At 61.9% G+C, this 23,991-nt stretch carries 18 protein-coding genes; 2 read left to right on the top strand and 16 right to left on the bottom strand.

Going from position 1 to position 23,991, the window contains the following annotated elements:
* Nucleotides 1-21 precede the first annotated feature (21 nt).
* The 7 genes from D0550_RS18145 to D0550_RS18115 all read right to left on the bottom strand — a co-directional run bounded on the left by D0550_RS18145 (nucleotide 22) and on the right by D0550_RS18115 (nucleotide 9,830).
* Nucleotides 22-2,997, bottom strand: a complete 2,976-nt coding sequence (locus tag D0550_RS18145) for a TonB-dependent receptor plug domain-containing protein (protein WP_116810594.1) — start codon at nucleotides 2,995-2,997, stop codon at nucleotides 22-24.
* A gap of 55 nt (nucleotides 2,998-3,052) precedes the next feature.
* Nucleotides 3,053-3,319 (bottom strand): hypothetical protein, encoded by a 267-nt coding sequence (locus tag D0550_RS18140; RefSeq protein ID WP_116810593.1) that lies wholly within the window; start codon nucleotides 3,317-3,319, stop codon nucleotides 3,053-3,055.
* A gap of 267 nt (nucleotides 3,320-3,586) precedes the next feature.
* Entirely contained in the window at nucleotides 3,587-4,669 is a 1,083-nt protein-coding gene (locus D0550_RS18135; protein WP_153067222.1) for a hypothetical protein, read from the bottom strand.
* Nucleotides 4,670-4,686: 17 nt separating this feature from the next.
* Nucleotides 4,687-6,042 carry a COG4315 family predicted lipoprotein gene (locus D0550_RS18130; RefSeq protein WP_116810591.1) on the bottom strand — a complete coding sequence of 452 codons (1,356 nt, stop codon included), beginning with the start codon at nucleotides 6,040-6,042 and terminating at the stop codon, nucleotides 4,687-4,689.
* Between the two features lie 23 nt (nucleotides 6,043-6,065).
* On the bottom strand, nucleotides 6,066-7,409 hold the full coding sequence (locus D0550_RS18125) for a DUF1552 domain-containing protein (RefSeq protein WP_116810617.1): 1,344 nt from the start codon (nucleotides 7,407-7,409) through the stop codon (nucleotides 6,066-6,068).
* Nucleotides 7,410-7,448: 39 nt separating this feature from the next.
* Complete coding sequence (locus tag D0550_RS18120; RefSeq protein WP_161965908.1) at nucleotides 7,449-9,185, bottom strand: DUF1592 domain-containing protein; 1,737 nt, start codon at nucleotides 9,183-9,185, stop codon at nucleotides 7,449-7,451.
* A gap of 222 nt (nucleotides 9,186-9,407) precedes the next feature.
* Complete coding sequence (locus tag D0550_RS18115; protein ID WP_206606384.1) at nucleotides 9,408-9,830, bottom strand: c-type cytochrome; 423 nt, start codon at nucleotides 9,828-9,830, stop codon at nucleotides 9,408-9,410.
* A 69-nt stretch (nucleotides 9,831-9,899) separates the two neighbouring features.
* On the opposite strand from D0550_RS18115, the gene paaX reads away from it, so the two are divergent.
* On the top strand, nucleotides 9,900-10,832 hold the full coding sequence (paaX, locus tag D0550_RS18110) for a phenylacetic acid degradation operon negative regulatory protein PaaX (RefSeq protein WP_116810588.1): 933 nt from the start codon (nucleotides 9,900-9,902) through the stop codon (nucleotides 10,830-10,832).
* Here the strand turns inward: paaX and D0550_RS18105 are convergent.
* The 5 genes from D0550_RS18105 to D0550_RS18085 form a co-directional block, all read right to left on the bottom strand.
* Nucleotides 10,825-11,301 carry an Lrp/AsnC family transcriptional regulator gene (locus D0550_RS18105; RefSeq protein WP_116810587.1) on the bottom strand — a complete coding sequence of 159 codons (477 nt, stop codon included), beginning with the start codon at nucleotides 11,299-11,301 and terminating at the stop codon, nucleotides 10,825-10,827. The genes paaX and D0550_RS18105 overlap by 8 nt on opposite strands.
* A 20-nt stretch (nucleotides 11,302-11,321) precedes the next feature.
* On the bottom strand, nucleotides 11,322-12,194 hold the full coding sequence (locus tag D0550_RS18100) for a creatininase family protein (protein ID WP_161965907.1): 873 nt from the start codon (nucleotides 12,192-12,194) through the stop codon (nucleotides 11,322-11,324).
* Nucleotides 12,195-12,219: 25 nt separating this feature from the next.
* On the bottom strand, nucleotides 12,220-13,533 hold the full coding sequence (locus tag D0550_RS18095; RefSeq protein WP_206606383.1) for an MFS transporter: 1,314 nt from the start codon (nucleotides 13,531-13,533) through the stop codon (nucleotides 12,220-12,222).
* A gap of 169 nt (nucleotides 13,534-13,702) precedes the next feature.
* Entirely contained in the window at nucleotides 13,703-14,794 is a 1,092-nt protein-coding gene (locus D0550_RS18090; RefSeq protein ID WP_206606382.1) for a hypothetical protein, read from the bottom strand.
* A 13-nt stretch (nucleotides 14,795-14,807) separates the two neighbouring features.
* Complete coding sequence (locus D0550_RS18085) at nucleotides 14,808-16,244, bottom strand: COG4315 family predicted lipoprotein (protein ID WP_116810585.1); 1,437 nt, start codon at nucleotides 16,242-16,244, stop codon at nucleotides 14,808-14,810.
* 466 nt (nucleotides 16,245-16,710) lie between these two features.
* On the opposite strand from D0550_RS18085, the gene D0550_RS18080 reads away from it, so the two are divergent.
* Entirely contained in the window at nucleotides 16,711-18,297 is a 1,587-nt protein-coding gene (locus tag D0550_RS18080; protein ID WP_116810584.1) for a PQQ-dependent sugar dehydrogenase, read from the top strand.
* Between the two features lie 15 nt (nucleotides 18,298-18,312).
* On the opposite strand, the gene D0550_RS18075 is transcribed toward D0550_RS18080, so the two are convergent.
* Genes D0550_RS18075 through D0550_RS18060 form a run of 4 tightly spaced genes read right to left on the bottom strand, consistent with a single transcriptional unit; the run spans nucleotide 18,313 to nucleotide 23,926 of the window.
* Nucleotides 18,313-19,383, bottom strand: a complete 1,071-nt coding sequence (locus D0550_RS18075; protein ID WP_153067221.1) for a hypothetical protein — start codon at nucleotides 19,381-19,383, stop codon at nucleotides 18,313-18,315.
* 23 nt (nucleotides 19,384-19,406) lie between these two features.
* Nucleotides 19,407-20,783, bottom strand: coding sequence for a COG4315 family predicted lipoprotein (locus tag D0550_RS18070; protein ID WP_116810582.1), 1,377 nt, complete (start codon nucleotides 20,781-20,783; stop codon nucleotides 19,407-19,409).
* A gap of 15 nt (nucleotides 20,784-20,798) precedes the next feature.
* Nucleotides 20,799-22,136, bottom strand: a complete 1,338-nt coding sequence (locus D0550_RS18065; RefSeq protein WP_116810614.1) for a DUF1552 domain-containing protein — start codon at nucleotides 22,134-22,136, stop codon at nucleotides 20,799-20,801.
* A 5-nt stretch (nucleotides 22,137-22,141) separates the two neighbouring features.
* Entirely contained in the window at nucleotides 22,142-23,926 is a 1,785-nt protein-coding gene (locus D0550_RS18060) for a DUF1592 domain-containing protein (protein WP_116810581.1), read from the bottom strand.
* Between the last annotated feature and the right edge of the window lie 65 nt (nucleotides 23,927-23,991).

The raw sequence follows: 23,991 nt of genomic DNA, 5'->3' as shown, positions 1-23,991 counted from the left end.
CGTCTGCGCAATCACCAGCTCTTAGAACTGGAAGCGAACACCCGCGCGATAGTAACGACCCAGACGGTCGTAATAATCGGCGTTGTCCTGGCCGTTGTAGTAACCGCCGTTGCGGGTACCGGAAACCAGCGCAGGTTCCGTGTTCAGCAGGGTTCTCGAACGAATGAAAAAGAAACAAGCTGTGCGCCCGTGTCGAGCAAGCTTTGCCGTTGAAAACGAACAAGGTCGAAGTAACCTCCGGCCATCGATGTGATTGCTGCTGATGGTCGGATTGTTCAGCGTGGACGGCGGGCAGTCCTCGGTGCAGGTGATGAACGTGTTGTTGTTGTACCTGCCCGAGCTGACACCGCGCATCGTCAGCGTCGTCGTGACCGGATCCCAGTTATAGGAAGCGGACACGAGATAACGATACTTCGGTGAGATCAGCGCGTTGCCGAAGCCGACGCCGGCGCCGCCGGCATTCATGCCGGAGCCGTCGACGGTGCGACCGTTGCTGTCCTGGGTCTCCAGCTTGTCGAAGTACGTGCCCAAAGCACGCAACTCGAGGTCGCCAGGTCCGAAGGGCAAGCGGTAGCTCATCTCGAGGTCGTAGCCAGCAGCGACCTGACCCAAGATGTTCTGCGGCTGGTTGATCACGGTGATGATCTTGTCGTCCTGCGCAGGGTCACGAATCACGTACTGGCACAGATTGGTAGCACCAGCCTCGCAGCGGTCGGCGATGTTCTGCGCACCGAGCGACGCAATCGCGCCGTTGATCTCGATATGGTAGTAGTCGAGCGACATCGTGAAGCCCGGGACGAAGCTTGGCGAGAACACCACGCCGACACCCAGGGTATCCGCCTCTTCAGGCACCAGATTCGGATTGCCGGTGGTGACGCTGGTCACCAGATACTGGCGCTCCGCCCGAGTCACCCGCGGATCGTTGAAGTTGCTGCCGCCGCTCTGGCCTGCATTGAACAGATCGCCGAGGCTGGGAGCACGGATATCGCGCGAACGAGTCACACGGAAGCGAACGTCATCGATGGGCTGCCAGGTCGCGCCCAACTTCCACGTCACCACGTCGCCGGAAGTGCTGTAGTCCGTCCAACGAGCAGCAGCGTTCAAGTCCAGCGCCTGCGCGAAGGGCAGATCTTTCGCCAACGGCACGACCGTCTCGAGGAAGGCCTCCGTCACATTGTAACTGCCGTGCGATGCATGCCAGTTGCCGGCGAAGAACTTGCTCGCCTCGTCGAGCTCGCTGGCGACGCCTTCGACCTTCTCACGACGATGCTCGGCACCGAATGCCACCGAGATCGGACCGGCCCAAGACTCGAACGGCGTGCCGCTGGCGCTGGCCGCAACCACGTCCTGCGTCAGCTCCTGCTCGGCCCAGCCCATTTCGGTGATGTAGTCGATCACCGCTTGCGAGTTCACGCCCACGCCGAACGGGTTGTACGGCAAGCACGCGGGATCGGCTGCGAGCGTAGGGTGGGGAGCGCATACGATGCGGCCCGACGCGTCACGAGTGGTGTTGATGGCACGCGAGTAGTTGTCGTTGATGCGATTGCCGGGCGCTGTCTGCAACGCCTCGGTGGTGCTGCGCTGAGCGTAGATATCCCACGACCACTCGTCGCCGCCGATTTCCAGGCTGCCTTCGGCACCGAGCGCGTAGCGCTTGAAGGTACGCGTGTTGTCGCCTTGCACCGGTGGCAGGTCGCCGTTGATCGTGCCGAACGCGAGCCGGTCATAGCCGTTAGCGTCCATGTAGTCCCGCATATCTTCCGGCAGGTACGGATTGTTGCGCGAAATCTGCAGATTGAAATCGAACGTGCGCAGCGCATGGTGGTTGATCGCGCGCGTCTTCGAATAACCCAGCTCGCCATACACTGTCGCGTTGTCGGTCACGTCGAAGCTGGCGCGGCCGAACGCGGTGCTGCGCTCCATCTGCATCGTCAGCGACTGTTCGTTGTAGGTGCGCGAACGCTCCCAATCGCCGCCCGACATGTACGGGTTGCTGATGATGTTGCCAAAGTTGAACGGCAACGGCTGGCCACCTTCGACGAAGTCAGTGCCACTCAGGCCGCAGGTCGACACAGTGTTGGAGCCCACGCCGTAGCATCCGCGGATCAAACCGCCACGCGTGGCCTGACCCAAGCCCGCGTTATACACATGGATCAGCGCCGGCTGGCCGTTGGTCGGCGTGTAAGTCGGGTTGTTGATGAGCTGATAGCCCTTGGAGTTCCACGGACGATTGTTGCCGCGGATTTCGTCGGAGCCGGTCCATTCGGCGCTGAGCAACAGGTGGCCGCGGTCATCGGCGAACGGCGTGCCCATGGCCAGCGAGTACAGCTGGCTGTCGCCGTCGTGATAGGTGCTCTGGCCGTACTGGGCCGTGCCCTTGATGCCAGTGAACTCCTTATCGAGGATGAAGTTGACCACGCCGGCCAACGCATCGGAGCCGTACACAGCGGACGCACCGCCGGTCACGATTTCCATACGTTGAATCAGTGCGGTCGGAATGGCGTTCACGTCCGGCGCGCCGGTGGCGGTGTCGCCCGTGCCCAGCGTGGCCGGGACCATGCGCTTGCCATCCAACAACACCAGCGTGCGGTTGGCGCCCAAGCCGCGCAGGTTCAAGGTGTTGATGCCGGCGGTGCCGGAGCTGACGTTACCGGAATAGTTGTGCGAGCTACGGCCACCCGACAGCGCCGGCAAACGGTTCACCGAGTCGGCGAGGTTGGTGGTAGCCATTTTCTCGAGCTGCTCCGAGCCCAGCACTGAGACTGGCGTGGGAGCTTCGTAGCCGTCACGCACGATGCGCGTGCCGGTCACAGTGACTTCTTGCAGCACACCGACGCTCTGTGCGTCCTGTGCCTCTTGTGCCATCGCTGTGCCAGCGGCCAGCGATGTAAGCGCCAGCAGCGTGCTGCCAGCAACCCCCAGCGTACGACGCACGGCGACGGCCACCGTGCAATCCTGCCGCCGCAGGATTGAGCTTCTTTCCATCATCATCGTCATTCGGACTTTCTCCCCTTAAGAGATTGGTTGGCGTCCTTGAAAAATCATTACGAACTCAAAACTCGAACCGCACGCCGCCCTCGCGGGCGCGACCGCTCGTGTCATACAGCTGTGGGTTGGTTGACATCAGCGACGGCTTCGCGCTCGCGACCAACGGTGGCTGCTCATCCAGCACATTCGCCACGTTCAAGAACAGCTGGATCTCGGTGCCCGCGATGGCCAGCTGCTTGCTGAGCGACAGGTCGTGATAGAACCGGGAAGCGATCTGGTTGTAGTCGATTGTCTGTGCCGTCGCGCTCGACGGTGGGCAATTCGTGCGCATTCTACCCGCGTTTGTCGCGGCTAGTGTCAACGGAGTGAGCGCACCGTGCGCGCTATCTCTGTTACCAACGCTCATTTCATTTCCCTGCATCGAATTCAGCCAATGTCTGATTCACAACACTGCATGCACTTTTTCCGCTTCGTCAGGCTCCGTTGACTTCGAAACACCCCGATCGGCTCGTCGCCCCCATGTTTTAGAGCAAACCGGGGGTAGGCGCCGGCTCCATAGCCGGCGCAGACATTCAATTGAGTGGGATGATTTCGTCGGCTAGCGAGACTGAGAGACAGTGATATTGGGCTCGCCGCGATCCAGATAGACTTGCACCATGTAAATGTTCACCGACGAGGAGATGGCCGTCATTTTGCCGCTCTCATCGGGATACCCGTCGGCGTGTTGCCACAGCTTGCGCCAGAAACCGGAAGGGTCGAGCTGACCGTAGGACAGGTGGTGCGTCGACCAGCCCATCACCGTGCGGTAGTAAGTATCGACATCCGCATAGCCGGCCATCAAGCCTTCCGCTCTGCCCTCCTCGGTCAGCTGCAACTTGAACTGCATGCCGCGAAACTTGTATTCGTTGGTGTTGCCGAAGAACACCGCCCACGGCCAGGTCACATCCTTCGCTTCCGTCTCCAGCACGCCGTTGACGATCTTGCCCTTGAGCGTGTTGTGGAAACGCTTGCTGAAGCGGTTGTCGACGCGCTGGGTGCCGCCCGGCATGATCTTGTCGCCGCCGGCATCGGTGAGCAGCGGGTCCAGGCCTCGCAGAATCGTCACCTGCACCGAGTCATCGTTCAGCAGACTGTCGACGCCGGTGATCTCGATGATCGAGCGGTTGTAAGTCAGCTGCCGGACCAGACGATTGCCGAACAAGCGGAACTGTCCTTCCGGCCCACGAAATTGCGGGCTGCAGCCGATCACGCGATACAACGCGTTGTCGATGCCTCGCTCGCCGCTGGGACTGGTGAAGTCGTTCGGACCGACTTTGCCGTCGAGATTCAAGCCGATCGCGATCGGTCCGCGGGCTTCCGGCATGGGAAAGTTGTCTTTCGAATCTTCCGGGTAGTACTTCAACGCTTCGCGCGCCAGGCGCGTGTCGATCTCGGTGCCGCCCTTCGGATACAGCTTGGAGAACACTTCGCGCGGGCCGTACTTGTTGAGGCCTTCGGGACACTCCGCCTTGCCATCGGGCGTCTGATAGACGCCCCAGTACATGTCGGTGGTGACGTAAGCGATGCGCCCATCCGGAGGCGCCGTGCCGTCGGCGGCGAAAGAAATCGCAGGCGCCGCCGCGAGCGTCGCCGCCGCAGTGAGCGCACGCCATCCAACCTGCATAAGGAATGAATTCTGCATCGTTCCCCCGGAATCGCTCAGGTCTCGCTGTGCGAGAAGTCGTCTCGCACCCACAGCACCGTGAACCCATTGCGCTGACCGTACATCTCACCGACCTGGTCGCCTCTCACATCGCCAGGCTCGGTGTCGTCGGCGTAGGTGTAGAGCGGACTACCACGATAGGCCCACACGCGCAGCGCACCCGATTCACCGGCAGTCGCGAGACGACCCGAGCGCGGCTCGATCTCGATCACCGACCACAATTTGCTGTCGCTCTTGGCATTCGCATCCGCGACCACGTACGGCCACCTCTTCAGGCAACGGTCGATATCGCCGCCACCGCAAATGGCGATTCGATATTCGGACGGCGAGCCGGGGTAGTCGCAGGCCAACTGATCGAATGAGTCGTCCGAGCACAAGTACGCGTACACCGCCTTGCCTTTCGCGTCCGCAACCGCAACGCCCTTTTGCGTGTCGATCAGCTGGAACGGCTTGGGCAGCGCTGCGACCTGCTGCGTGTAGACGTTGTGCCAGCCTGGTACATCGGAGCCCTGCTGGCTGTAGAGGCTGGTGTCACGGTTGTACGTGTACAGCGGCTTCTTGCGGAAAGCCCACTGACGCACGCCGGCGGCGCGCTCGACGATCGTCCACTCGCCATCGGACTTGGCCAGCGCGGGCGCCAGCATCGGCTTCCACGTGTCCTCACAACTTGCGCGGCAATTGGATTTATCCGGACCATCCTGATCGGAGACATATACCGAGTAACCATCGGCATTGACCATCAGGCGGCCATTGAACGTGGTCACGACGCTGAAGCCCGGAGGAATCTTCGGCGCCGGTCCGACCGGATAGCGGCCGGCCATTTGTTTCAATTGATCGCGGTTGGTGCCACCAAGCACATCGCCCGCCTGGCGATCGAGCACGGACGTGTACAACGCCTGCCCGTCATAGGCCCACTGGCTCGAACCGTCCGGTCGCTTGATCACGGTCCACTTGTCGACCGGCTTGGCGTCAGCGGGCGCGGTCACCGGCGGCCACATCGCAGCACAACTCGGGCGCGTGTCGAGATGCGGCAGCACCAGCCCCGGCGGATACGGACTGAACAGACCTTCGCTGGTCCTGCTCACCTTGGTCGTGCACGCGGAGCGACCCTTCTCATCGCCGACATAGCCGGCCCGCAATGACTGATAGGGCCACTTATAAAGCGTCTTGCCGTTGGCATCGGCGAACACCGGGCCTTCGAGCTCGGTGACGATGACCTGGATGCCCGGCGGCATCGGGGCGCGAACGTATTCTTCCTTGACGGCCGGCGCGGCAGGAGCAGCAGCGGACGCAGCCTCGACGCCGCACACCGCTGTGACGCCAACAGCCAGGATGGAAATGAAGTGTCGCATCGCCGCTCCTTTCTCGTTGCCGATCAGGCGAGGATCTCGCCGATCTCCTGCGAGGTGGTATTCGACTGAGTGCCCCACGACTGCACATCGACACCCATCAGTTTCAGCGCGGTGTAACCCATGCGTGTGCTCGCCGAACCCTTGCCGTCGATGTGCAGACCGGTCTTCATCTTGCCGCCCGCACGGCCCGCCGTGAGCATGGGCAGGCCATCGATGGAGTGAATCTTGGCGAACGACTGATCGGTGGTGCCGTAGATGAGGATGTTGTCCAGCAACGTGCCGTCGCCTTCCTTCACCTTGGAGAACGCTTCGACGAAGTACGCCCAGTTCTCCATCGCGCGACGCGTGAACCACGACGCGTTCGGCTGATAGCCCACGCTCTCATCGATCGGCTCTTCGTGAGTCGCCGTGTGATGAGGCTTGTCGTAGCCATTCTTGGTGGTGCCCGAGAACGGCTTGGAGTACAGCATGTTGAACACGCGCGTTTGATCGCAGGCCACCGCCATCACCAGCAGATCGGTCATGATCTTGTGACGAGCCGCGACATGCTCCGCGTCGATGCCGGTGATCGCCTGCTCGACCGATTTCTTGGTCGGCACCACGCACGCCTCACGAGGCTCGGGCCGCGTAATTTGCAGCTCGAACTGGCGCTCCAGATCGCGCAGCGAGCTGAAGTATTGATCGAGGCGCTGCTTGTCGGCCGCGCCCACGCTCGCCTGCATCTTCTTGGCATCTTCCAGCACGCCCGACAGCGCGCTCTTGCGCACCATCGTCATCGGGTCCGGCTTGAACTCCGGTGCGTTGGGATCCTGGAAGCCCGCGCCGAACAGCTTCTCGTAAAGCGCCAGCGGCGAAGCGATCGCTGTGTTGACCGTGGTGGCGTTCTCATAGCTGAGCGTATCGCGCTCGTCGCTCGTGGCAGTCACGCTCAAGGATTGATAGCGCGTGCCGGCGGAGATCCTGCGTGCCACCGTCACATCGATGGTCTGGCCGGGGCGATCGAAGTTGGTCATCGGCGGCGTGCCGGCGCGCTGAATCACCCAGCCTGTGTAATGGCACAGGTTCGGCGCCGCGTCTCGAAAGCCATTGAAGTTGGTGAGCAGGTTGATGTGCTGACGCACCGGCTTGAAGGAGACGATCTCCTCGGGCAGGTCGTAATCCGCGCCGAGCTTCTTCGGCACGAAAATCGACTTGCTCATGCCGCAGCCCCAGGACCACGTACCAAAGCGCACCGGCAGCGGCTTGCCATCGGCCAGCGCAGTGCCATTGCCGTTGAGGAAACAATCGAGCAGCGGCAGCGCGACGCTCACCGCGGCGCCACCCAACATGCCACGCAGCACACGTCGTCTTGTGATGGGCCGTTTCATAATCATTCCCCGTAAAATCGCTGCATAATCCCAGCTCGCTCAATGCAAGGCAGTGAGCATCTCGATTTCGATCTCCTCGGTCGGCGCCGCAGGATCCTGATTCTTGCCCGGCGCCGCCGGGCCCGGAACGATTCGCGAGAACGCTTCGCTCAGCGCGATCTCGCGCAGCAGATCGACCACGCGATAACCGGCCTCGGCAAAGTCCTGTTCGAAAATCTTGAGCATCGGATCGCGATGGTTGACCGGACCGCCGGTGGCATAGCCGTACACCTGCTTCACCAGACAGGTCGGCAACGCCGGGCTGTTCCTGAGCGCCTCGCCCAAGCCCACCGCGTCTTTGAACGGCTGGCCGTCCAGCTCGCCGCTCGAGTCGATCTGCGCGCCGTTCTCGGTGGTGCGGAACTGGCCGGCGCCATCGAAGCTTTCCAGCGTCAGTCCGATCGGATCCGTGATCTTGTGACAACCCGCGCACGACGGATTGGTGCGATGGACTTCCAGCTTCTCGCGTGCGGTCTTCAAGCTCGAATCGGGATCTTCGACCGCCGAGAAGTCGACATCCGGCGGCGGTGGCGGCACCTTCTGACAGAGGAACACTTCACGCAGTGCCTTGCCACGCAAGGTCGCCGAGCTGCGCGCAGGATGCGCGTGCAACGTGAGGAAGCTGACGTGCGTCAGGATGCCAGCACGACCGCTGTCGGCAGGCAGTTCGTAAGGAGTCCATCCCGGCGCGGCACCCACGTGATACACGGGACCGAGTGCGCGTGAAATGAATGTCGAGCGAGTCGTGAACAGATCGCGATAGTCCGCGTTCTTGTGGAGCAGATGCTCTACGACGGTACGCAAGGTCTGCTCGCGGGCGTCCTGCAGCGTCGCACCGGTGATCGTTGGATATTGCTGCGGATCCTTGGTCAGCGAATCGAAATGATCGAAGCCGAACATGTCGTCGAAGAACGCACGCACGCCGTTCTCCAGACGCGGGCTGGCGAGCATTCGCTCCACTTCGCGCTTGCGGCCGCGCTTGGTGTACAGCTCGCCCTTCTCGGCGGCATCGAGCAGCTCTTCGTCAGGCACGGAATTCCACAACAGGAAACTGAGCCGCGACGCCAGTCCATAACCATCCAGGCGGCGCTGGCCGGGTCGATCCGGATCGGGCTCGGTGGAGTCCTCGATCAACAGGAACTGCGGATTGATCAGCATGCTTTCCAGCACGACCTGCAAGCCGCCGTAGAAGTCGTTGAGAGATTCCGACGCCTGATGGGCATTGCCGACCAGCTCGGCCACCTTCTGTTCGCTGAGCGGACGACGGAACAGCAACCGTCCGGCCTGGCGAACGAAGGTCGCCGCGCACTCGTCATCCGGCTGCGTCGCAGACGCTGGCTGACAGGGAACCAGTGCATCTCGATGAGAAGGAACGCCGCGATCCAGATTGCCGTCGCTCATCACCTGCGAGGCGATCGACACCGCCGCTCGCTGGAAGTCCTGCATCTGTCCCATCGTGACGCTCACCTGCGACGCATTCAGCGCCAGCAGGCCGTCGACACGCTGTAACGGAGCGAACGCCGAGCCGACATCGATGCTTGGCCCGAACATGTAATGGATGGAATTCGCGAACTGCGTGCCGGTCATCAATCTGACGCGCGCGGGACTACCGGCACTGGGCGGCAGCGAAGGCTCCCTTGTGAGGAAGACCACGGTAGCCACCGCTGCGACAGCAGCGACGCCACCCGCGATCAAAGGCCAACGCCTGGCCTTTTCCCCCTGACTCGAGTCACGCACGTATCCGTTTCTCCGGTTTCGGCTGGGTAGAGAGTCTCCGGCCAGCATATGACTTCGGAACGAATGTGACACACAAAATTTTCCAACTCAATACTTCGTGTGTCATTTAATCCGTAAATGCGACTTGCGAGGAAATTGCCTGGCGGCAGCATGCTCGCAAAGAATCTCTTCAGCGCCGGCCGTCACTCACGATAATTTTGCGCAGACCGGCCATTTGTCGCATTACTTCGGCGGACAGATGGCGGGATCGCTGCCAACACGCTGTAAATATGCAATCAGGTCGGCTCGATCCTGCGCATCGTGAAAGCCGACAAAGCCCATCATCGTGCCAGGCACATAGGAGATGGGTGAGGTGAGAAATTCGTCGAGCGTCTTCACGTCCCACGTCAGCCCGGAGCTGCGCATCGCTTCGGAGTAAGGGAAATCCGGCACGCTGGCGGCCTTGCGGCCGACCAGGCCACAGTGCATCGGCCCCGTGAAGTTCTCTTGCGCCTTGTGACAACCGGCGCACTGTGCGTACAGCGTCTCGCCTCTCGCGGCGTCTCCCTTGGGGCCACCGCCACTGCAAGCGGCCAGCAATGCAGTAGCCGCCACGGCGAAGGCGACACGGAAACCTGCCATCGGCGATGTTTTGTGTGTCATCATTTTTTGCGCGCTGGTTGTGTCGTCCACGGGGTCCAGAGCTCATTTTGAAATACCAACAACAAAACTGTCATGTCATCGGAAATTGATGCAAAGACACGCGAATTGACGACGGAATTTCGTCGCCAGCGACCACTGCGAGGCGGGTCGTTGATAATTACTATCTTCGGGGATGCGATCGCGCCGAGAGGCGGCGCCATTTCGCTGGGCAGCCTGATCAAGCTGTGCAGCCCATTCGGGATCACCGAGAGGCTGGTGCGAACCTCGGTACAACGCCTGACGCAGGACGGCTGGCTCAGTGGCATGCGTTACGGCCGGCACAGCGAGTATCGCTTGTCGGCTCGCGGCCTCGAGCGCTTTGCCGATGCAACCCGACGCATCTATGCGGCGGGCCCCGATCGCTGGCGCGGACTGTGGACCTTGGTGCTGCTGCCGCCGGGCGACACCGAGGGCAAAGAGGCCTTGCGCAAGGAGCTGTCGTGGCTGGGCTTCGGTCAGCCCATGCCGGGGATCATGACGCATCCGACACGCAGCGCTGCGAACACTCGAGATCAGCTCGCCGATACGCCGTACGCACCGCTCGCCCACATCTTCGAAGCTCGCTGCGACGATGCCGAGGCGGATCAGCGCTTCGCCGCAGAAAGCTGGGATCTACGAGAGCTCACCGAGCGATATCGCAAGATGCTCGCTGCCTTCGAGCCTATCGCAGCGGCCGCGGCTTCCTCTTCTCGCCCCGCGCCGCTGACGGCCTTCCTCATCCGCACTCTGCTGATCCACGAGTACCGCAAGATCCTGCTGCGCGATCCGGTGCTGCCGACATCGCTGCTGCCCGTCGATTGGGTCGGCACCCGAGCGTACGAGCTGTGCCGCTATCTTTACGGCTACGTCTTCGAGTCCGCGGAAATGTATCTATCGAACGAAGGCTCGCGCTTGGATGACGAGCTGCCGCGGGTCGACGAAGATGCCCTGCAGCGGTTTGGCGGCGTGCTGCAACTCGCTACATGAGCGGCAGCGAGGTCGTGTACTTGACCTCAGCCACCGACGCCATACAACGCACCTCGCACACGTGCGGCACGTGATCGAGCTTGTCGAAATGAAAGCGGTGGTAGGCATCCAGATCCGGCACGACCACCCGCAACATGAAATCGAAGGCCCCCAGAATCGCGTGGCACTCGAGCACTTCCGGCAACTCGCGGATGGCTCGCGAGAACTCCGCGAGACTGGTGGGATCCTTTCTGGCGACTCTGATGTGCACGAACAGCTGCGTGCCGACGCCGAGCTTGGTGCGATCGAGTAACGCGACCACGCCCGAAATCCAGCCGTCTCTTCTGAACTGCTGGATGCGACGCCAGCATTGCGGTTGAGACAGACCGACTTCGGACGCAATCTTGCTGCACGGGAGCGACGCATCGCTCTGCAAGAGAACGAGAATCCTGCGATCGATCTCATCGATGACGGGGGTCCCGTTCTCCATGCGCGTGCTCCGGCGATACGTTAGGTCGACGGCGGAATGAAGCCTTGAATCTGCTTCACCGCGTATTCCACCTTGAGATCGAAGGCGCGCTTGCCGAGCTTGGCGCTCGAGCGACGGCCGTCGCCGACGATGCCGTTCTTCAGCTTCGGATCGTCGGTGGCTTGCGGCCTGCCGTCTGCACCGACCGGAATGCCCACTGCGTCTTTCAGCAGCTTCTTGCGCACGTAAGTGCCGTCCGTGTCGAGGTACATCATAATGGATGTATCGGTCAGGCCGCCGTGCAGGCTGGCCGGATAGCCCTGCGCGGCGACTTCCTTATCGAACGCCGTGTTCGCCGGCATGTACACCTCGTCGCAATAGAACACGTGAATGCCCTGCGCGCTGTACTTGTCGTTCAACTTGGTCGCCACCCGACGATAGACGTTCTTGTCGCCCTCACCCTGGCCGCCGCCGTGGTCGCCCATGAGCACCACGTTCTTGAAGCCGGTCGCGATCGACTGTTCCGTCATGCGCTCCAGCACGGCTTCCAGCAGATCGGGCGTCAGACCGATCGTGCCAGGCAGCTGCGCGCTGGCATTGTTCGGCGTGAGCGGCAGCACCGGCATCGCGATGGCGTTGCCGAGCTTCTGCGCGATCGCTTTGACGATGCCGCGCGCCATCAGATTGTGGCCGCCGTTGGCGTTCTGCGGACCGCGCTGCTCGACGCCACCGGTGTAGATCAGAGCGGTCGTCTTGCCGGCAGCAAGCGCATCCCTCACTTCGGGCCAGGTCATCAGCTCGAACTCGACCAGCTGCGAAGAGGCGGCGGGCCTGGCCGCGCTGGACAGCGTCGGATTCAGTGCTGCCGTTGCCAGGAATGCGGCCGTCAGGCTTGCCTTGAGAACTTTGTGCATGTCGTTACCTTCTACTCTGAAGCGATCAGCCGGCACTCGCCGGAACCGAAACCGTTGCTGGCGGAACTTCATCGTCACGCTGTTCATCGCGATCCATCTGGCCGCCATGGCGCTTGACGAACAGGCTCGACACGAGGCCGATCAACGCCGCCGCAGTCATGAACCATGCAGGCGCGGACAACGATCCCGTCTCGCGAATCAACGCGGTTGCAGCCAGCGGCGCCGCGCCACTGAAGCAGGTCATGCTGACGTTGAGCACCAGCGCGATGCCCGTGAAGCGGATGCGCGTCGGAAACAGGTCCGCGATCAGGAAAGCAAACGACCCATTGAACAACCCGGCCGCGACGCCGCCCAACACGAGCGGCAGCCACGGATTCGAGCCACTGGCGACGATGGCGTCGTACCACGCGAAGGAGAACAGCGTGAACAGCAACGTGCCGACCGTCATGAGATGGCGCGGGGCGATGCGACTGCCGAGCCACGCCGTCGCCAGCAACGCAAAGCTGTGGACGATCAATGCTACGTTCTGAGCCACGATCGCCTTGTCGGGATCGACGCTCAAAACGGTTTTCAGATAGGCGGGCATGTAGGCGAACAGCAGACCGTTGAACGCTGCCGTGCATGCCACCAGGCCGATGCCGATCAACACCGCGCGCGGGTGAGTCCGCACCAGTTCGCGGAACGGGCTCGTCGACGTTTGTTTCTTGACGCGCTCGAACTCGGGCGATTCTTCCAGCGAGCGGCGTACCCAGAAACCCAGCAGGCCCAGTCCGCCGCCGATCCAGAACGGAATGCGCCAGCCGTACGTAGCCACCTGTTCCGGCGTCATGACGTTCTGAATCAACAGAGTGAGCAGGGTCGCGACCACGACGCCGCCCATGACACAGAAGAACACGAAGCCGCTAGTGAAAGCAGCGCGCTTCGGCGCGACTTCCACCACGTAAGTAATCGCGCCCGGCAACTCGCCGCCCAGACAGAATCCCTGCAGCAGACGCAGGAACACCATCAGCATGGGCGCCGCAAGGCCCCACGATTCGTAGGAAGGCACCAGGCCCATGCCCAGCGTCGCGCCCGACATGCCGAGCAGCGAGATGACGAAGACTTTCCGGCGACCGAAGCGATCGCCGAAATGACTCAGCACGATGCCGCCGAGCGGTCGCGCCACGTAGCCGACCGCGAAGGCGCCGAACGACGCCATCAACGAAACCAGCGAGGAAGATGCCGGGAAGATGGCGCGAGCGATTTCCGCCGCGAATATTCCGTAGATGATGAAGTCGTAGTACTCGAGCGCACCGCCGAGACTGGCGAGCAGCGTGGTACGCCTGCTCGATGCGGACATTTGGGATGTTTCCGGTGTAGCGCTCAACTCTGCCTTCCCCCTGCTCTGCAACCATGCTGAATCCATGGTGCACGCCAGACCGTCAGCTGCCCCGCGCGCTCGCGCGTGAGCCGACCATCGATATACCGTGTGGAGCTGCCGGCGGCTCGATCAGCCGCGCGGCGCCGCTTCAGCGCTTGCTCACCAGCTCCTGATCGGGACGCTGGATGAAGACCTGTGTGAATTTCACTCGCAACGCCGATGAAATCGCGGTGTTCTTGCCAGTCTTCGGATCGGGATAGCCGTCGGCGAGACGATTCATCGCCTGACGTTGCGTGATCGATGAGAACTGCCCGTAGCTCTGGTGGTGCGTGGACCAGCCCTCGTTCTTACGCAGCGTGTAGCTGTCCACATCGGCGTAGCCTGCCAGCAGGCCCTCGGCGGTTTCCGGCGTCAGCTTCAATTTGAAACGAGCGCCGCGGAACACCTGGTACTGGTACGACACACCGCGACCCCAAGGAATGAGCAGCGTGTCCATCGGCTCGGAGATCAAGGTCCCGTCGACGATCTTGCCCTTCGCCTTGCTGATGTAGCGCTTGCCCCAGCGCATGTCGATCCGCTGCGTGCCGCCGGGCACGAAGGCGTCGCCGGTGGCGTCGGTCAGCAGGTTTTCCAGGCCGCGATAGGTCGTGATCGTGACATCGTCGTCGTTGTTCAGATCGTCGATGCCGGTGATCTCGATCAGCACGCGGCTGTCTTCGCTCGACTTCATGAACAGGTTTTCGAAGTGCGCGAACGAGCCGCCTTCGCGATAGCCGGCGATGCAGCCGTTGGCGCGATACAGCTGATTGTCGATGCCCTTCTCGCCCTCGGGGCTGACGAAATCGTTGGGGCCGACTTTGCCGTCCAGGTTCAAGCCGTAGGAAATCTTGCCCTGCACGTCCTTGGTCGGCATCTTGTAGGTCGCCGTCTGCGGATGCCACTGCTCGCCTTCACGCTTGAGCTGCGTCTCGACCACCGTGCGCTGCTTGCCATCCTCGGGGAAGATCTTCTTGAACTCTTCGCGATTGCCGTCGTTGAAGCCCTGCGGACATTCTTCCTTGCCGTCCTTGGTCTCGTAGACGCCCCAGACCCTCTCGGTCATCACATAGCCGATGGTGCCATTCTGCAGCACCAGGCTTTCCTCTTTCGGAGCCGCGCTGGCGGAGCTAGCGAGGCCTGCGAGAGCCAGACCCGTTGCGACGCCGAGCGTCAGCGAAATCTGTTTGCGAGTGCATCTCATGGGGAGCCTCCGACTAGAAACTGTAGGCGCTGTTGCCGAAATCGTCCCTGAGCCAGAACGCGCGATAACCATTGCGGCGTCCATTGAACTCGCCGAAGGAATCGCAATTGGCATCGCCGGGCTGACGATCCAGCGAGCAGGTGTACACCGGCCGCTCGCGATACGCCCACACGCTCAACGCGCCCTGCTGGCCCTGCTGCGCGCGTCGGCCCGTGTTCGGGTCGATCAGCATCACGCTCCACAGCCCGCTGTCGCTCTTGGCGTTCGGCGCAGCCTGCACATACGGAAAGCTTTCCAGGCACAGCTTCGGATCGCTGTTGCCACAGATGGCCAGACGATAGGCCTGCTCGGTGTCGGGGTGATCGCAGGCGAGCTGGTCGCGCGCGTCATCGCCACAGTTATAGATGTAGACCGTCATGCCCTTGGCATCGCCCAGCACCTGCCCGGCAATCGAGTCCTGCACGGTGAAGTCCTTCGGCGGCGTGATCGCGCGCTGGGTGTAGACGTTGTGCCAGCCTGGCACATCGCTGCCGACCAGACTGCGCGTGCTCCGGTCCAACACGTAGGTGTAGAGAGGCTTCTTACGGAAGGTCCACTGCTTGATGCCCGGCGAGCGCTCGATGATGCCCCACTCGCCGTTCGGCCGGGCCGTGACGGCCGCGGTCACTGGCGTCCAGTCTTTCAGGCACTCGCGCGTGCACTTCGACTTGTTCGGCTCGTCGCCATCCCAGGTGTAGACGGAGAAACCCTTGTGATCGGTGAGCAGCCGGCCAGTCGCCGTCTGCAGCGGACCGTAACGACTCGGGTCGGCGTCGGTGCCGGCAAACTCGGGCGGAACATTCGCGGGCGGTCCCACCGGAACGCGCGCCACCGGCGAATCGCCAGGGCGCTGGATCTTGGAGCCGCCGAGCACATCGCCCTGCTTCTTATCCAGATCGGAGGTGTACAGAGGATAGCCGCCGAAGGTCCACTGCAGCTTGCCATCGGCACGCTTGATGGTGGACCACTGGTTGTGCCCCGAACCGATGGGCTTGGCATCCGCCGGCGCAATCAACGGAGGCCACACCTGCGTGCAGCTCTTGCGAGTCTCCACGTTAGGCAGCAACAGTCCGCCCGGATACGGACTCATGAGACCGGAGGTCACTTTCTGCACCTCGTCGGTACAGCTGGAGACGCCGCTGTCCTTGCGGTCGCCGGTATCGCCGTTGCGCAGATTCTTCAGTGGCCAGCTGTACAGCGTCTTGCCGTTCGCGTCGGCGAACACCGGGCCCTCGAGCTCGCTGTTGACGACCTGAATGCCCGCTGGCATCGGCACGCGCACATAGTCTTCTTTGTCCGTGCTGGAGGGCGCTTGCCAATAGTCGGCAGCAGGCTGCCCCTGCGCCATGGCAAGTGTGGCGAACGCGGTCGCCCCAACCAAAACCCCCACTGAACCCCGCAGTCGTCGCATATCTCTCTCTTATACCAAACGAGCCCTTCGATACTGCCTTCCTGCGGTCCGGCAGCGGTGACCGAAAAGAATTTGACACACAAATTCACGGCTGGCAACAAATCGTGTGTCACAAAAAATTAAGCCAACGAAAAGGCGATTCGCGCATTAATTTCTCACGCGCGTGCCACGAAATTCGCCACCGGCAGGCAACGGCTCACGCCAGGCAGAAGTCGGCGCTCGCACGAAGGCAGGGAGGATAGTTGCCGCCCAGACAATGAAGAAGCAGCCAATCTCCCAATCCGATCGGGTTGCAAGCTCTGTAGGCGGAAGTCGGTTCGCAATGAAGTCGGCGCCGGCCGGAACTCGCCAAGGGTCGGGCATTCGTCACGCCGATCCTCCATTCGTCCCATTTCGCTGGCTCCGCCTGTTCGGCCCCGCAATGCTCGATGGTCGCGGATACCGCGACTATCACCAGGGATGATCGATGGACATGCGCGCTCTGCTCGCCCTCGCCTTGATCGCCAGTTCAGCACTGGGTGCAGAAAACTCAACCCGATTCGGAGTCGGCACGACGATCGAAGCTGAAGCGCTGCGAGCCGATCGTTCCGCCGGCTATGCAATCACGCAGCACGGTTCGGACCGCTTTCTGCAATTCATCGATCGCGGCAGTCATCTTTGTTACGACGGCGTCGATCTGAGCGGCGTCAAAAGCATCGAGTATCGATACGCCAAAGGCGACGGCGAGCCGCCGCGACGCTTCGCCGTCGTTGCATTCGCCGGGCGCGACTTCGATTCGGCCACTCGCATCAACCTGGGAGAAAGAATCACCACGCTGACCGGCGGCTGGGAAACATTTCGGACCGAGCGCATCGGCCTGTCGCAACAGCTCACCGGCCTGCACCGTCTGTGCATCATCGGCATGGAAGGCGGCGGGGTCTTCAATCTCGATCGGCTCACCTTGAGCGATCAGCCCGGTCGCAACGACGGCATCACGATCGACTATCAGATGCCCATCGAGGCCCGCAGCGCCGCCGGGGAAAGATTCCGTCTGGAAAAAGTGGCTGAAGTGTCGGGCGAGTTATGGTCGATGGATTTCCTGGACCAGGACACCGTCATCGCTGCCGAGAAAAGCGGCAACTTGTGGCGCTTCGACAATGGCAAGCGTAGCGGGCCCATCACCGGCACACCGCAAGTCAGGTTCGTCGGTCAGGGCGGCCTGCACAGCGTAAAGGCGCATCCGGACTACCACAACAATGGCTGGATCTACCTGAGCTTCGCCGATCCCACGCCGCAAGGCTCGATGACTGCCATCGTGCGCGGACGAATCCGAGATAACCGCTGGGTGGATCAACAAGTCATCTACAAGGCAGCGCCGGCTTTCTATCTAAACTCCGAAGCGCACTATGGCTCGCGCCTCGCTTTCAAAGGCGACTATTTATATTTCAGCGTCGGCGACCGGTTGCAGCAGGACCAAGCCCAGGACTTGACCAGTCCGTACGGCAAGATTCATCGGATCTTCGCGGATGGACGCATCCCCAAGGACAACCCATTCGTCGCTCGGCCGGGCGCCGTGCCGACGATCTGGAGTTATGGTCATCGCAATCCTCAAGGCCTGACCATGCATCCGCAGACCGGCGAGGTCTGGGCCACTGAACACGGCCCGCGCGGCGGCGATGAGCTCAATCTCATCATCAAGGGAGCGAACTATGGATGGCCGGCTGTTACATTTGGCACCAACTACGACGGTACCATCGTCAGCACCGAGACACAGCGGGACGGCATGGAGCCGCCAAGAACCCACTGGACGCCATCGATCGGCGTGTCAGCACTCACGTTCTACAACGGCCCCCGCTTCGCCACCTGGCGCAATCAACTGCTGGTAGGCAGCCTCGCCTACCAGGAGTTGCGACTCGTACACATCGAGTCCGGCAAAGTGACTAGAGAGGATCCCGTGCTTCAGGGCATGGGGCGCATTCGCGATGTGATGCTCGGACCCGACGGCACCCCCTACGTCGTTCTGAATTTCCCGAACGGGATGATTCTGCGCCTGGTGGCATTCGACAGGACCTGATTGAGGGCCGCGAGCTCAACGCTTAGCCGCCGCGAGCGTGGTGTCGGACTCGTGTTGAATGAACACCTGAACCATAGAGAGGGTCAGCGCCGAGGAAATCGCGGTGTTGCGGCCGGACTCATCGGGATAGCCATCCGCCAACTTGCGCAACTGGGGATAAAGCGAAGGCTGTGACAGCCCGCCGTAGCTCGAATGATGTGTCGACCAGGACCGCACCAGCTGCGACGCCCATGAATCGACATCTGCATAACCACCAGCCAGTCCCTCTGCCTGGTCCGGCGTGAGCTTGAGGCTCAAGCGCAGACCCCGCATCTCATATCCGCCGGGGCGCCGGAAGAACACTGCCCAAGGCCAGTACACGTCGGCGGGCTCGGTCGTCAGAACTCCATTCTTGATCTTGCCCTTCATGTGATGAATGAAGCGTGCGCCAAAGCGCGTATCGATGCGATTGGAACCGCCCGGCATGATGTTCGCGCCGGTGGCATCCTGCATCAATCGATCTCGGCCCCGATACAGCGTGACGTTGACATCATCGTCATCGGTCAGGCTGTCGACGTCGGTCAATTCCATCAGGATGCGATTGAAGCCGAACTCCTTGACCCACATGTTCGTGAAGTGGGCATACGTGCCATCGGGAGTGCGGAACAGTCGCGTGCAGCCGATCGCACGAAACAGCTGATTGTCGACGCCCCGTTCGCCATCCGGCGAAGTGAAATCCGCCGGGCCGATCTTGCCATCGAGATTGAGACCGAGTGCCGTGGGCCCTTTGGCTTCGCGATACGCAAACTTCAGCGGCTTGTCGAGCGGATAGCGAACCATGCTTTCGTAGGCCAGCTGCGTTTTCTCCACCGAGCCGCCATTGGGGAACAACGCCTTGAACTGCTCGCGCGGTCCTTCGTTGAATCCGTCGGGGCACTCGCTCTTGCCGTCCGCCGTCTGATGAATGGCCCAGCGCGCACTGGTCAGTGCATAGCCAATCGTCCGATTGTTGATCACGCCTTCTGCGCCCGCCGTTGCCGCTGCCGCACTCACGGCAATGGACACGAGCAGCACACGCGAGACCCAAACCTTAGATGGATGTTTCACAGTTCCGCCCTCAGCTGCAACGCTCAGCTGGCGTTGTTGAAGAATTCATCGCGAAGGAAAAATGCCTGGAAGCCATTGCGGCTGCCGCCGAACTCGCCGTTGCCATCGCCTCTGATGTCACCCGGTTGCTTGTCGCCCGAGTAGGTGTACACCGGCGAGCCCAAGTACGACCACACTCGTAGCGCGCCTGGCTGTCCAGGTTTTGCGAAGTGTCCGGTGCGCGGATCGATCTCGATCACACGCCACGTGCGGCTCGTGCTTCGAGCGCCCGGTTCCGCGACCACATAAGGCCAGGTGCGCAGACATCGATCGGGATCGCCGCCGCCACAGATGGCCAGCCGATAGACCTGCGGAGCATCGGGATGGTCGCAAGCCAACTGGTCGAACGAATCATCGGCGCAGTTGTAGACGTAGACGGTTTTGCCTTTCGCATCCGCCAATACGACACCGCCTGGACTATCCTGCTTCGTGAAACCGGGCGGCGGCGACGGAGCCAGTTGCGTGTAGGCGTTGTGCCAGCCGGGCACATCGCTACCTTGCAGGCTGCCAGTGGTCGGGTCCAACACATTTGTATAGAGCGGCTTCTTGCGAAACGCCCACTGACGAATGCCGGGTGAACGTTCGAAGGTGGTCCATTCTCCCTTTGACTGCGCCGCGGCCGACGCGAGCACCGGCACCCAGGTTCGCGCACACGCGGTATCGCAGGTCGATTTCTCAGCGCCGTCCCGCTCCGACCAATAGATCGAATAGAACTTATCGGTGACGAGCTGACGACCCACTGTCGTCGTAATGACGGCAAAGCCGGGCGGAATGGCCGGCGGAGCTGTCGCAACCTCACGCGCCGCCGGACCGTCGCCGCCTGTCTTGCGCGTGGTCGCGGCGAGTACATCCCCTGGCTGCTTGTCGAGGATGGACGTGTAGAGTGCGTGCTCGTCGTAAGCCCACTGCTTTCGGCCATCCTTGCGAGTGATGATGGTGAACGCGCCCACCGGCTTTGCATCGTCGGCGGCAAACACAGGCGGCCACACGTCCGTGCAGCTCTTGCGCTTGTCCAGCTCCGGCAACTCCAGCCCCGGCGGATACGGGCTCATCAACCCGGCGGTTTTCGTCGACGGTGTATCGGTGCAGTTCGATGCATTCTTGGGATCGCCTGTCACCCCGTTGCGCATCGTCGTGTTCGGCCAGTAATACAGCGTCATTCCCTTGGCATCGGCGAACACCGGCCCGTCGACTTCGCCGATTTCCACTCGAAAGCCCGCTGGCATCGGCACGTGCTGATAAGCCTCGCGCTCGGAGGCGGCGCCCTTCGCATCGGTATTCGACGCGGAATGCGCCGCCAGCACGATCGCGCACAGGGACGCTACGCTGGCAATGCCGGCAATGTTTGTAATGTGTCGCATGGCATCTCTTCAGGTTCAGGCCAGCATTTCGCCAATCTCTTTGGACGTGCCGTTCGACTGGGCGCCCCACGAAGCATTGTCCAGCGCAAAGATTTTCATAGCCGTGTAGCCCAGGCGCGTCCCCGCCGTACCGCTGCCATCGATGTGCAGTCCGGTTTTCACGCGTCCACCGGCACGTCCCGCTGTAAACATCGGCTGGTTGTCGATGGAGTGGATGCGCGCCAGCGACTGATCGGTGCTGGCATAGATGAGCATGTTGTCCAGCAGCGTGCCGTCGCCCTCTTTGACCTTGGAGAACGCTTCGACGTAGTACGCCCAGCTCTCCATCGCTCGCCGGATGAACCACGAAGTGTTCGGCTGGTAGCCGAGCTTCGCATCGACGCCCTCCTCGTGCGATGCCGTGTGATGCGGCTTGTCGTAGCCGGACTTGCTGGTGGCCGCCGCGGACTGCGAGTAAGCCATGTTGAAGACCCGCGTCTGATCGCAGGCAATCGCCATCACCATCAGATCCGTCATCATCCGATGGCGCTGAGTGACCAGCTCGATATCCAGCCCCGCCTTCGGATCCTCTTTGGGCACAGGAGGAATCACGCAGGCCGGTCGCGGCTCCGGCTTGGTGAGCTGTTGATCGAACTGGCGCTCCAGATCTCGCAGCCCGGAGAAGTACTGGTCGAGCCTTTGGCGGTCTTCGCTCCCCACCGCTTTGCTCAGATCCTTGGCGCTGTCCATCACGCCGGAGAGCACGCTCTTGCGCAACATGACGCGCGGATTCAACTTGAACTCCGCCGCGTTCGGATCCTGGAAATCCCCGCCGAACAGCTTGGCGTAGAACTGCACCGGCGACCAGTCGGCGATATTGATGGAGTTGGCGCTCTCGTAACTGAAGCTGTCGCGCACGTTGCCGGTGGCCGTCGCGGTCAGCGTCTGAAACCGGGTGAGGCTGCCGATCTTTTTGGCGATGGTCACATCGAGCGTCTCGCCCGGCAGGTCGGTCTGAGTCATCGGCGCAATGCCGGCGCGCGCAATCACCCAACCGGTCTTGTGACAAAGGTTGGGCGCGGCATCGCGAAAGCAGTTGAAATTCGTGTACAGATTGATGTGCTTGCGCACCGGCTGCAGCGAAATGATCTCCTCGGGCAAGTCGTACTCCGCGCCAAGCTTCTTGGGCACGAAGATTTCCTTGTTCATGCCGAGCCCCCAGAACCACGTGCCGAAGCGCATTGGCAGCGGCGCGCCCGAGGCGAGCGCAGTACCGTTGTCGTTCAGGAAACAATTCAGCAGCGGCAACGCGACCGAGACCGCGACACCGTCCAGCACACCTCGCAATACGCGACGCCTAGTCAGCTTGCTCATCTGATTCACTCCCGCGCATTCAACGCAGTCACCGTGGCTCGAATCTGGGTCTCTTCGATCTGGATTTCTTCGGTCTCGCTGCGCTCGTTCGAGGAGCTCGATTGCGTACGCCGCGCAGACAGCGGTTGCGCAAAGCCCAGGGCAATCGCGCCCATCAGATCGGGCACTCGGTAGCCGCTCTTGGCGAAGCGCCCATTCAGGTAAGAAAGCACGGGGCGGTCCGGGATGGATGTGGGAGCCCCTGCACCGTAGCTGTACATGCGTTTCACCAGACAGCTGGTCAACTCAGGATGGTTGCGCAGTGCCTGCGCCAGGCCGGCAGCATCATTGAATTGCGTACCGTCGAGATTGCCGCTGCTATCGATGGGATTGCCACGCTCGTTATCGCGGAAGCGGCCAGCCCCGTCGAAGTTCTCGAGGGCCAGTCCCATCGGATCGGTCAGCTTGTGACAACCAGCGCACGCAGGCTCGTGCAGGTGTGCATTGACTCGATCGCGCTGCGTTTTGTAATCCGCCGCGGGATTCTCCAGCAGCGAAAAGTCCACGTTGGGCGGCGGCGGCGGAATGACCTGACACAGCAGCCGCTCGCGCAAGCCCTTGCCTCGCAGTGTCGGGGAGCTACGCGCCGGATGCGCGTACAACGTCAGGAAGCTGATCTGAGTAAGGAATCCGGCGCGCGCACTGCCCTCCGGAAACTCATGAGGCACCCAGCCCGGCTGAGTCGGCACCTGGTACACGGTGGCTAGCGCCGGCGAGATGAACGTTTCTCGACTGGTGAACAAATCACGGTAGTCGGCTTTGCGAGTCACCAGCTGATCGATCACCGTGCGCAGCGTCTGCTCTCGCGCATCCTTGAGGGTCGCCCCCGTGACCATGGGATACACCGATGGGTCCTTGGCGAGATTGTCGAAGCCCTCGAAACCGAACATGTCGTCGAAGAATGCCCACACACCGGCTTCCAACCGCGGGCTCGCCAGCATGGAATCAACGATGCGCTCGAGGTGGTTGCGGTCGTGAATCTCGCCGCTCTGCGCCGCGCGCAGCAGCTCATCGTCGGGCGCCGAGTTCCATAGGAAGAAACTCAAGCGCGAGGCGAGCGAATAAGCCTCGAGCCGACGCTTGGTCGAATCGTCCGGGTCGGGTTCGGTCACATCCGCGATCAACAGAAACTTCGGATCGATCAACAGGCCTTCGAGCACCGGCGCGAGGCCCGCATAGAAGTCATGCAGGTCCGTGGCTCCCTTGTGAGCTTCGGCCACCAGCGTCTTCAGTCGTTGCTGTTCCAGCGGATGCCGGAACAACAGGCGTCCGACGTGCTGAAGAAATGTCGTGGCACAGGCATCATCGGGCGCCGTCTCGTCGGCCGGCTTGCACGGCACGAGGAAATCACGTCGCGAAGGCGTCTTTTGCTCGATGCTGCCTTTGTCCAGCACTTGCGCCGCGATCACGGCAGCGCTGCGTTGAAGCTGCTGCAACTCGCCCGCCGTCACACCCGCGCTGGCCGCGCCCGCCGCGAGCAAACCATCGGTGCGTCGCAGCGGCGCGAATGGCGTGCCGACCTCGATGTCGCGGCCAAATATGTACGCGATCGTATTCTCGTACTGCTCCTGACTCATGCGACGCACGCGCGTCGGAGTGCGCTCGTAGGCGGCCGCGACCTCCGATGGCACCGACGACTTCGAGCATCCCTCCATACTCATCGCCACGCCGATCGACGCCGCGCCAATCAGCATCAAGCGACATGCCCAGCCGGTTCGAGATTCGGCATTACGATGGACTGCAAACCGCATCGGCCACACCTTTCATTTGCTCGGGACGCGCGCACAGCACCGCATCCGTCCCGATGTTAGAAGAC

It is taken from the genome of Steroidobacter cummioxidans, from assembly GCF_003104955.1.
Note: the sequence above shows the minus strand (reverse complement) of the source record. Positions and strands in the feature narration are given on the sequence as shown.

Excerpts from the sequence above, each read along its gene's own strand:
- D0550_RS18135 (WP_153067222.1), bottom strand. The coding sequence starts at position 4,669 with ATGCAGAATTCATTCCTTATGCAGGTTGGATGGCGTGCGCTCACTGCG.
- D0550_RS18065 (WP_116810614.1), bottom strand. The coding sequence starts at position 22,136 with ATGAGCAAGCTGACTAGGCGTCGCGTATTGCGAGGTGTGCTGGACGGT.
- D0550_RS18090 (WP_206606382.1), bottom strand. The coding sequence starts at position 14,794 with ATGAGATGCACTCGCAAACAGATTTCGCTGACGCTCGGCGTCGCAACG.
- D0550_RS18070 (WP_116810582.1), bottom strand. The coding sequence starts at position 20,783 with ATGCGACACATTACAAACATTGCCGGCATTGCCAGCGTAGCGTCCCTG.
- D0550_RS18085 (WP_116810585.1), bottom strand. The coding sequence starts at position 16,244 with ATGCGACGACTGCGGGGTTCAGTGGGGGTTTTGGTTGGGGCGACCGCG.
- D0550_RS18130 (WP_116810591.1), bottom strand. The coding sequence starts at position 6,042 with ATGCGACACTTCATTTCCATCCTGGCTGTTGGCGTCACAGCGGTGTGC.
- D0550_RS18080 (WP_116810584.1), top strand. The coding sequence starts at position 16,711 with ATGGACATGCGCGCTCTGCTCGCCCTCGCCTTGATCGCCAGTTCAGCA.
- D0550_RS18105 (WP_116810587.1), bottom strand. The coding sequence starts at position 11,301 with ATGGAGAACGGGACCCCCGTCATCGATGAGATCGATCGCAGGATTCTC.
- D0550_RS18145 (WP_116810594.1), bottom strand. The coding sequence starts at position 2,997 with ATGACGATGATGATGGAAAGAAGCTCAATCCTGCGGCGGCAGGATTGC.
- D0550_RS18060 (WP_116810581.1), bottom strand. The coding sequence starts at position 23,926 with ATGCGGTTTGCAGTCCATCGTAATGCCGAATCTCGAACCGGCTGGGCA.
- D0550_RS18095 (WP_206606383.1), bottom strand. The coding sequence starts at position 13,533 with ATGTCCGCATCGAGCAGGCGTACCACGCTGCTCGCCAGTCTCGGCGGT.
- paaX (WP_116810588.1), top strand. The coding sequence starts at position 9,900 with ATGTCATCGGAAATTGATGCAAAGACACGCGAATTGACGACGGAATTT.
- D0550_RS18115 (WP_206606384.1), bottom strand. The coding sequence starts at position 9,830 with ATGATGACACACAAAACATCGCCGATGGCAGGTTTCCGTGTCGCCTTC.
- D0550_RS18140 (WP_116810593.1), bottom strand. The coding sequence starts at position 3,319 with ATGCGCACGAATTGCCCACCGTCGAGCGCGACGGCACAGACAATCGAC.
- D0550_RS18100 (WP_161965907.1), bottom strand. The coding sequence starts at position 12,194 with ATGCACAAAGTTCTCAAGGCAAGCCTGACGGCCGCATTCCTGGCAACG.
- D0550_RS18125 (WP_116810617.1), bottom strand. The coding sequence starts at position 7,409 with ATGAAACGGCCCATCACAAGACGACGTGTGCTGCGTGGCATGTTGGGT.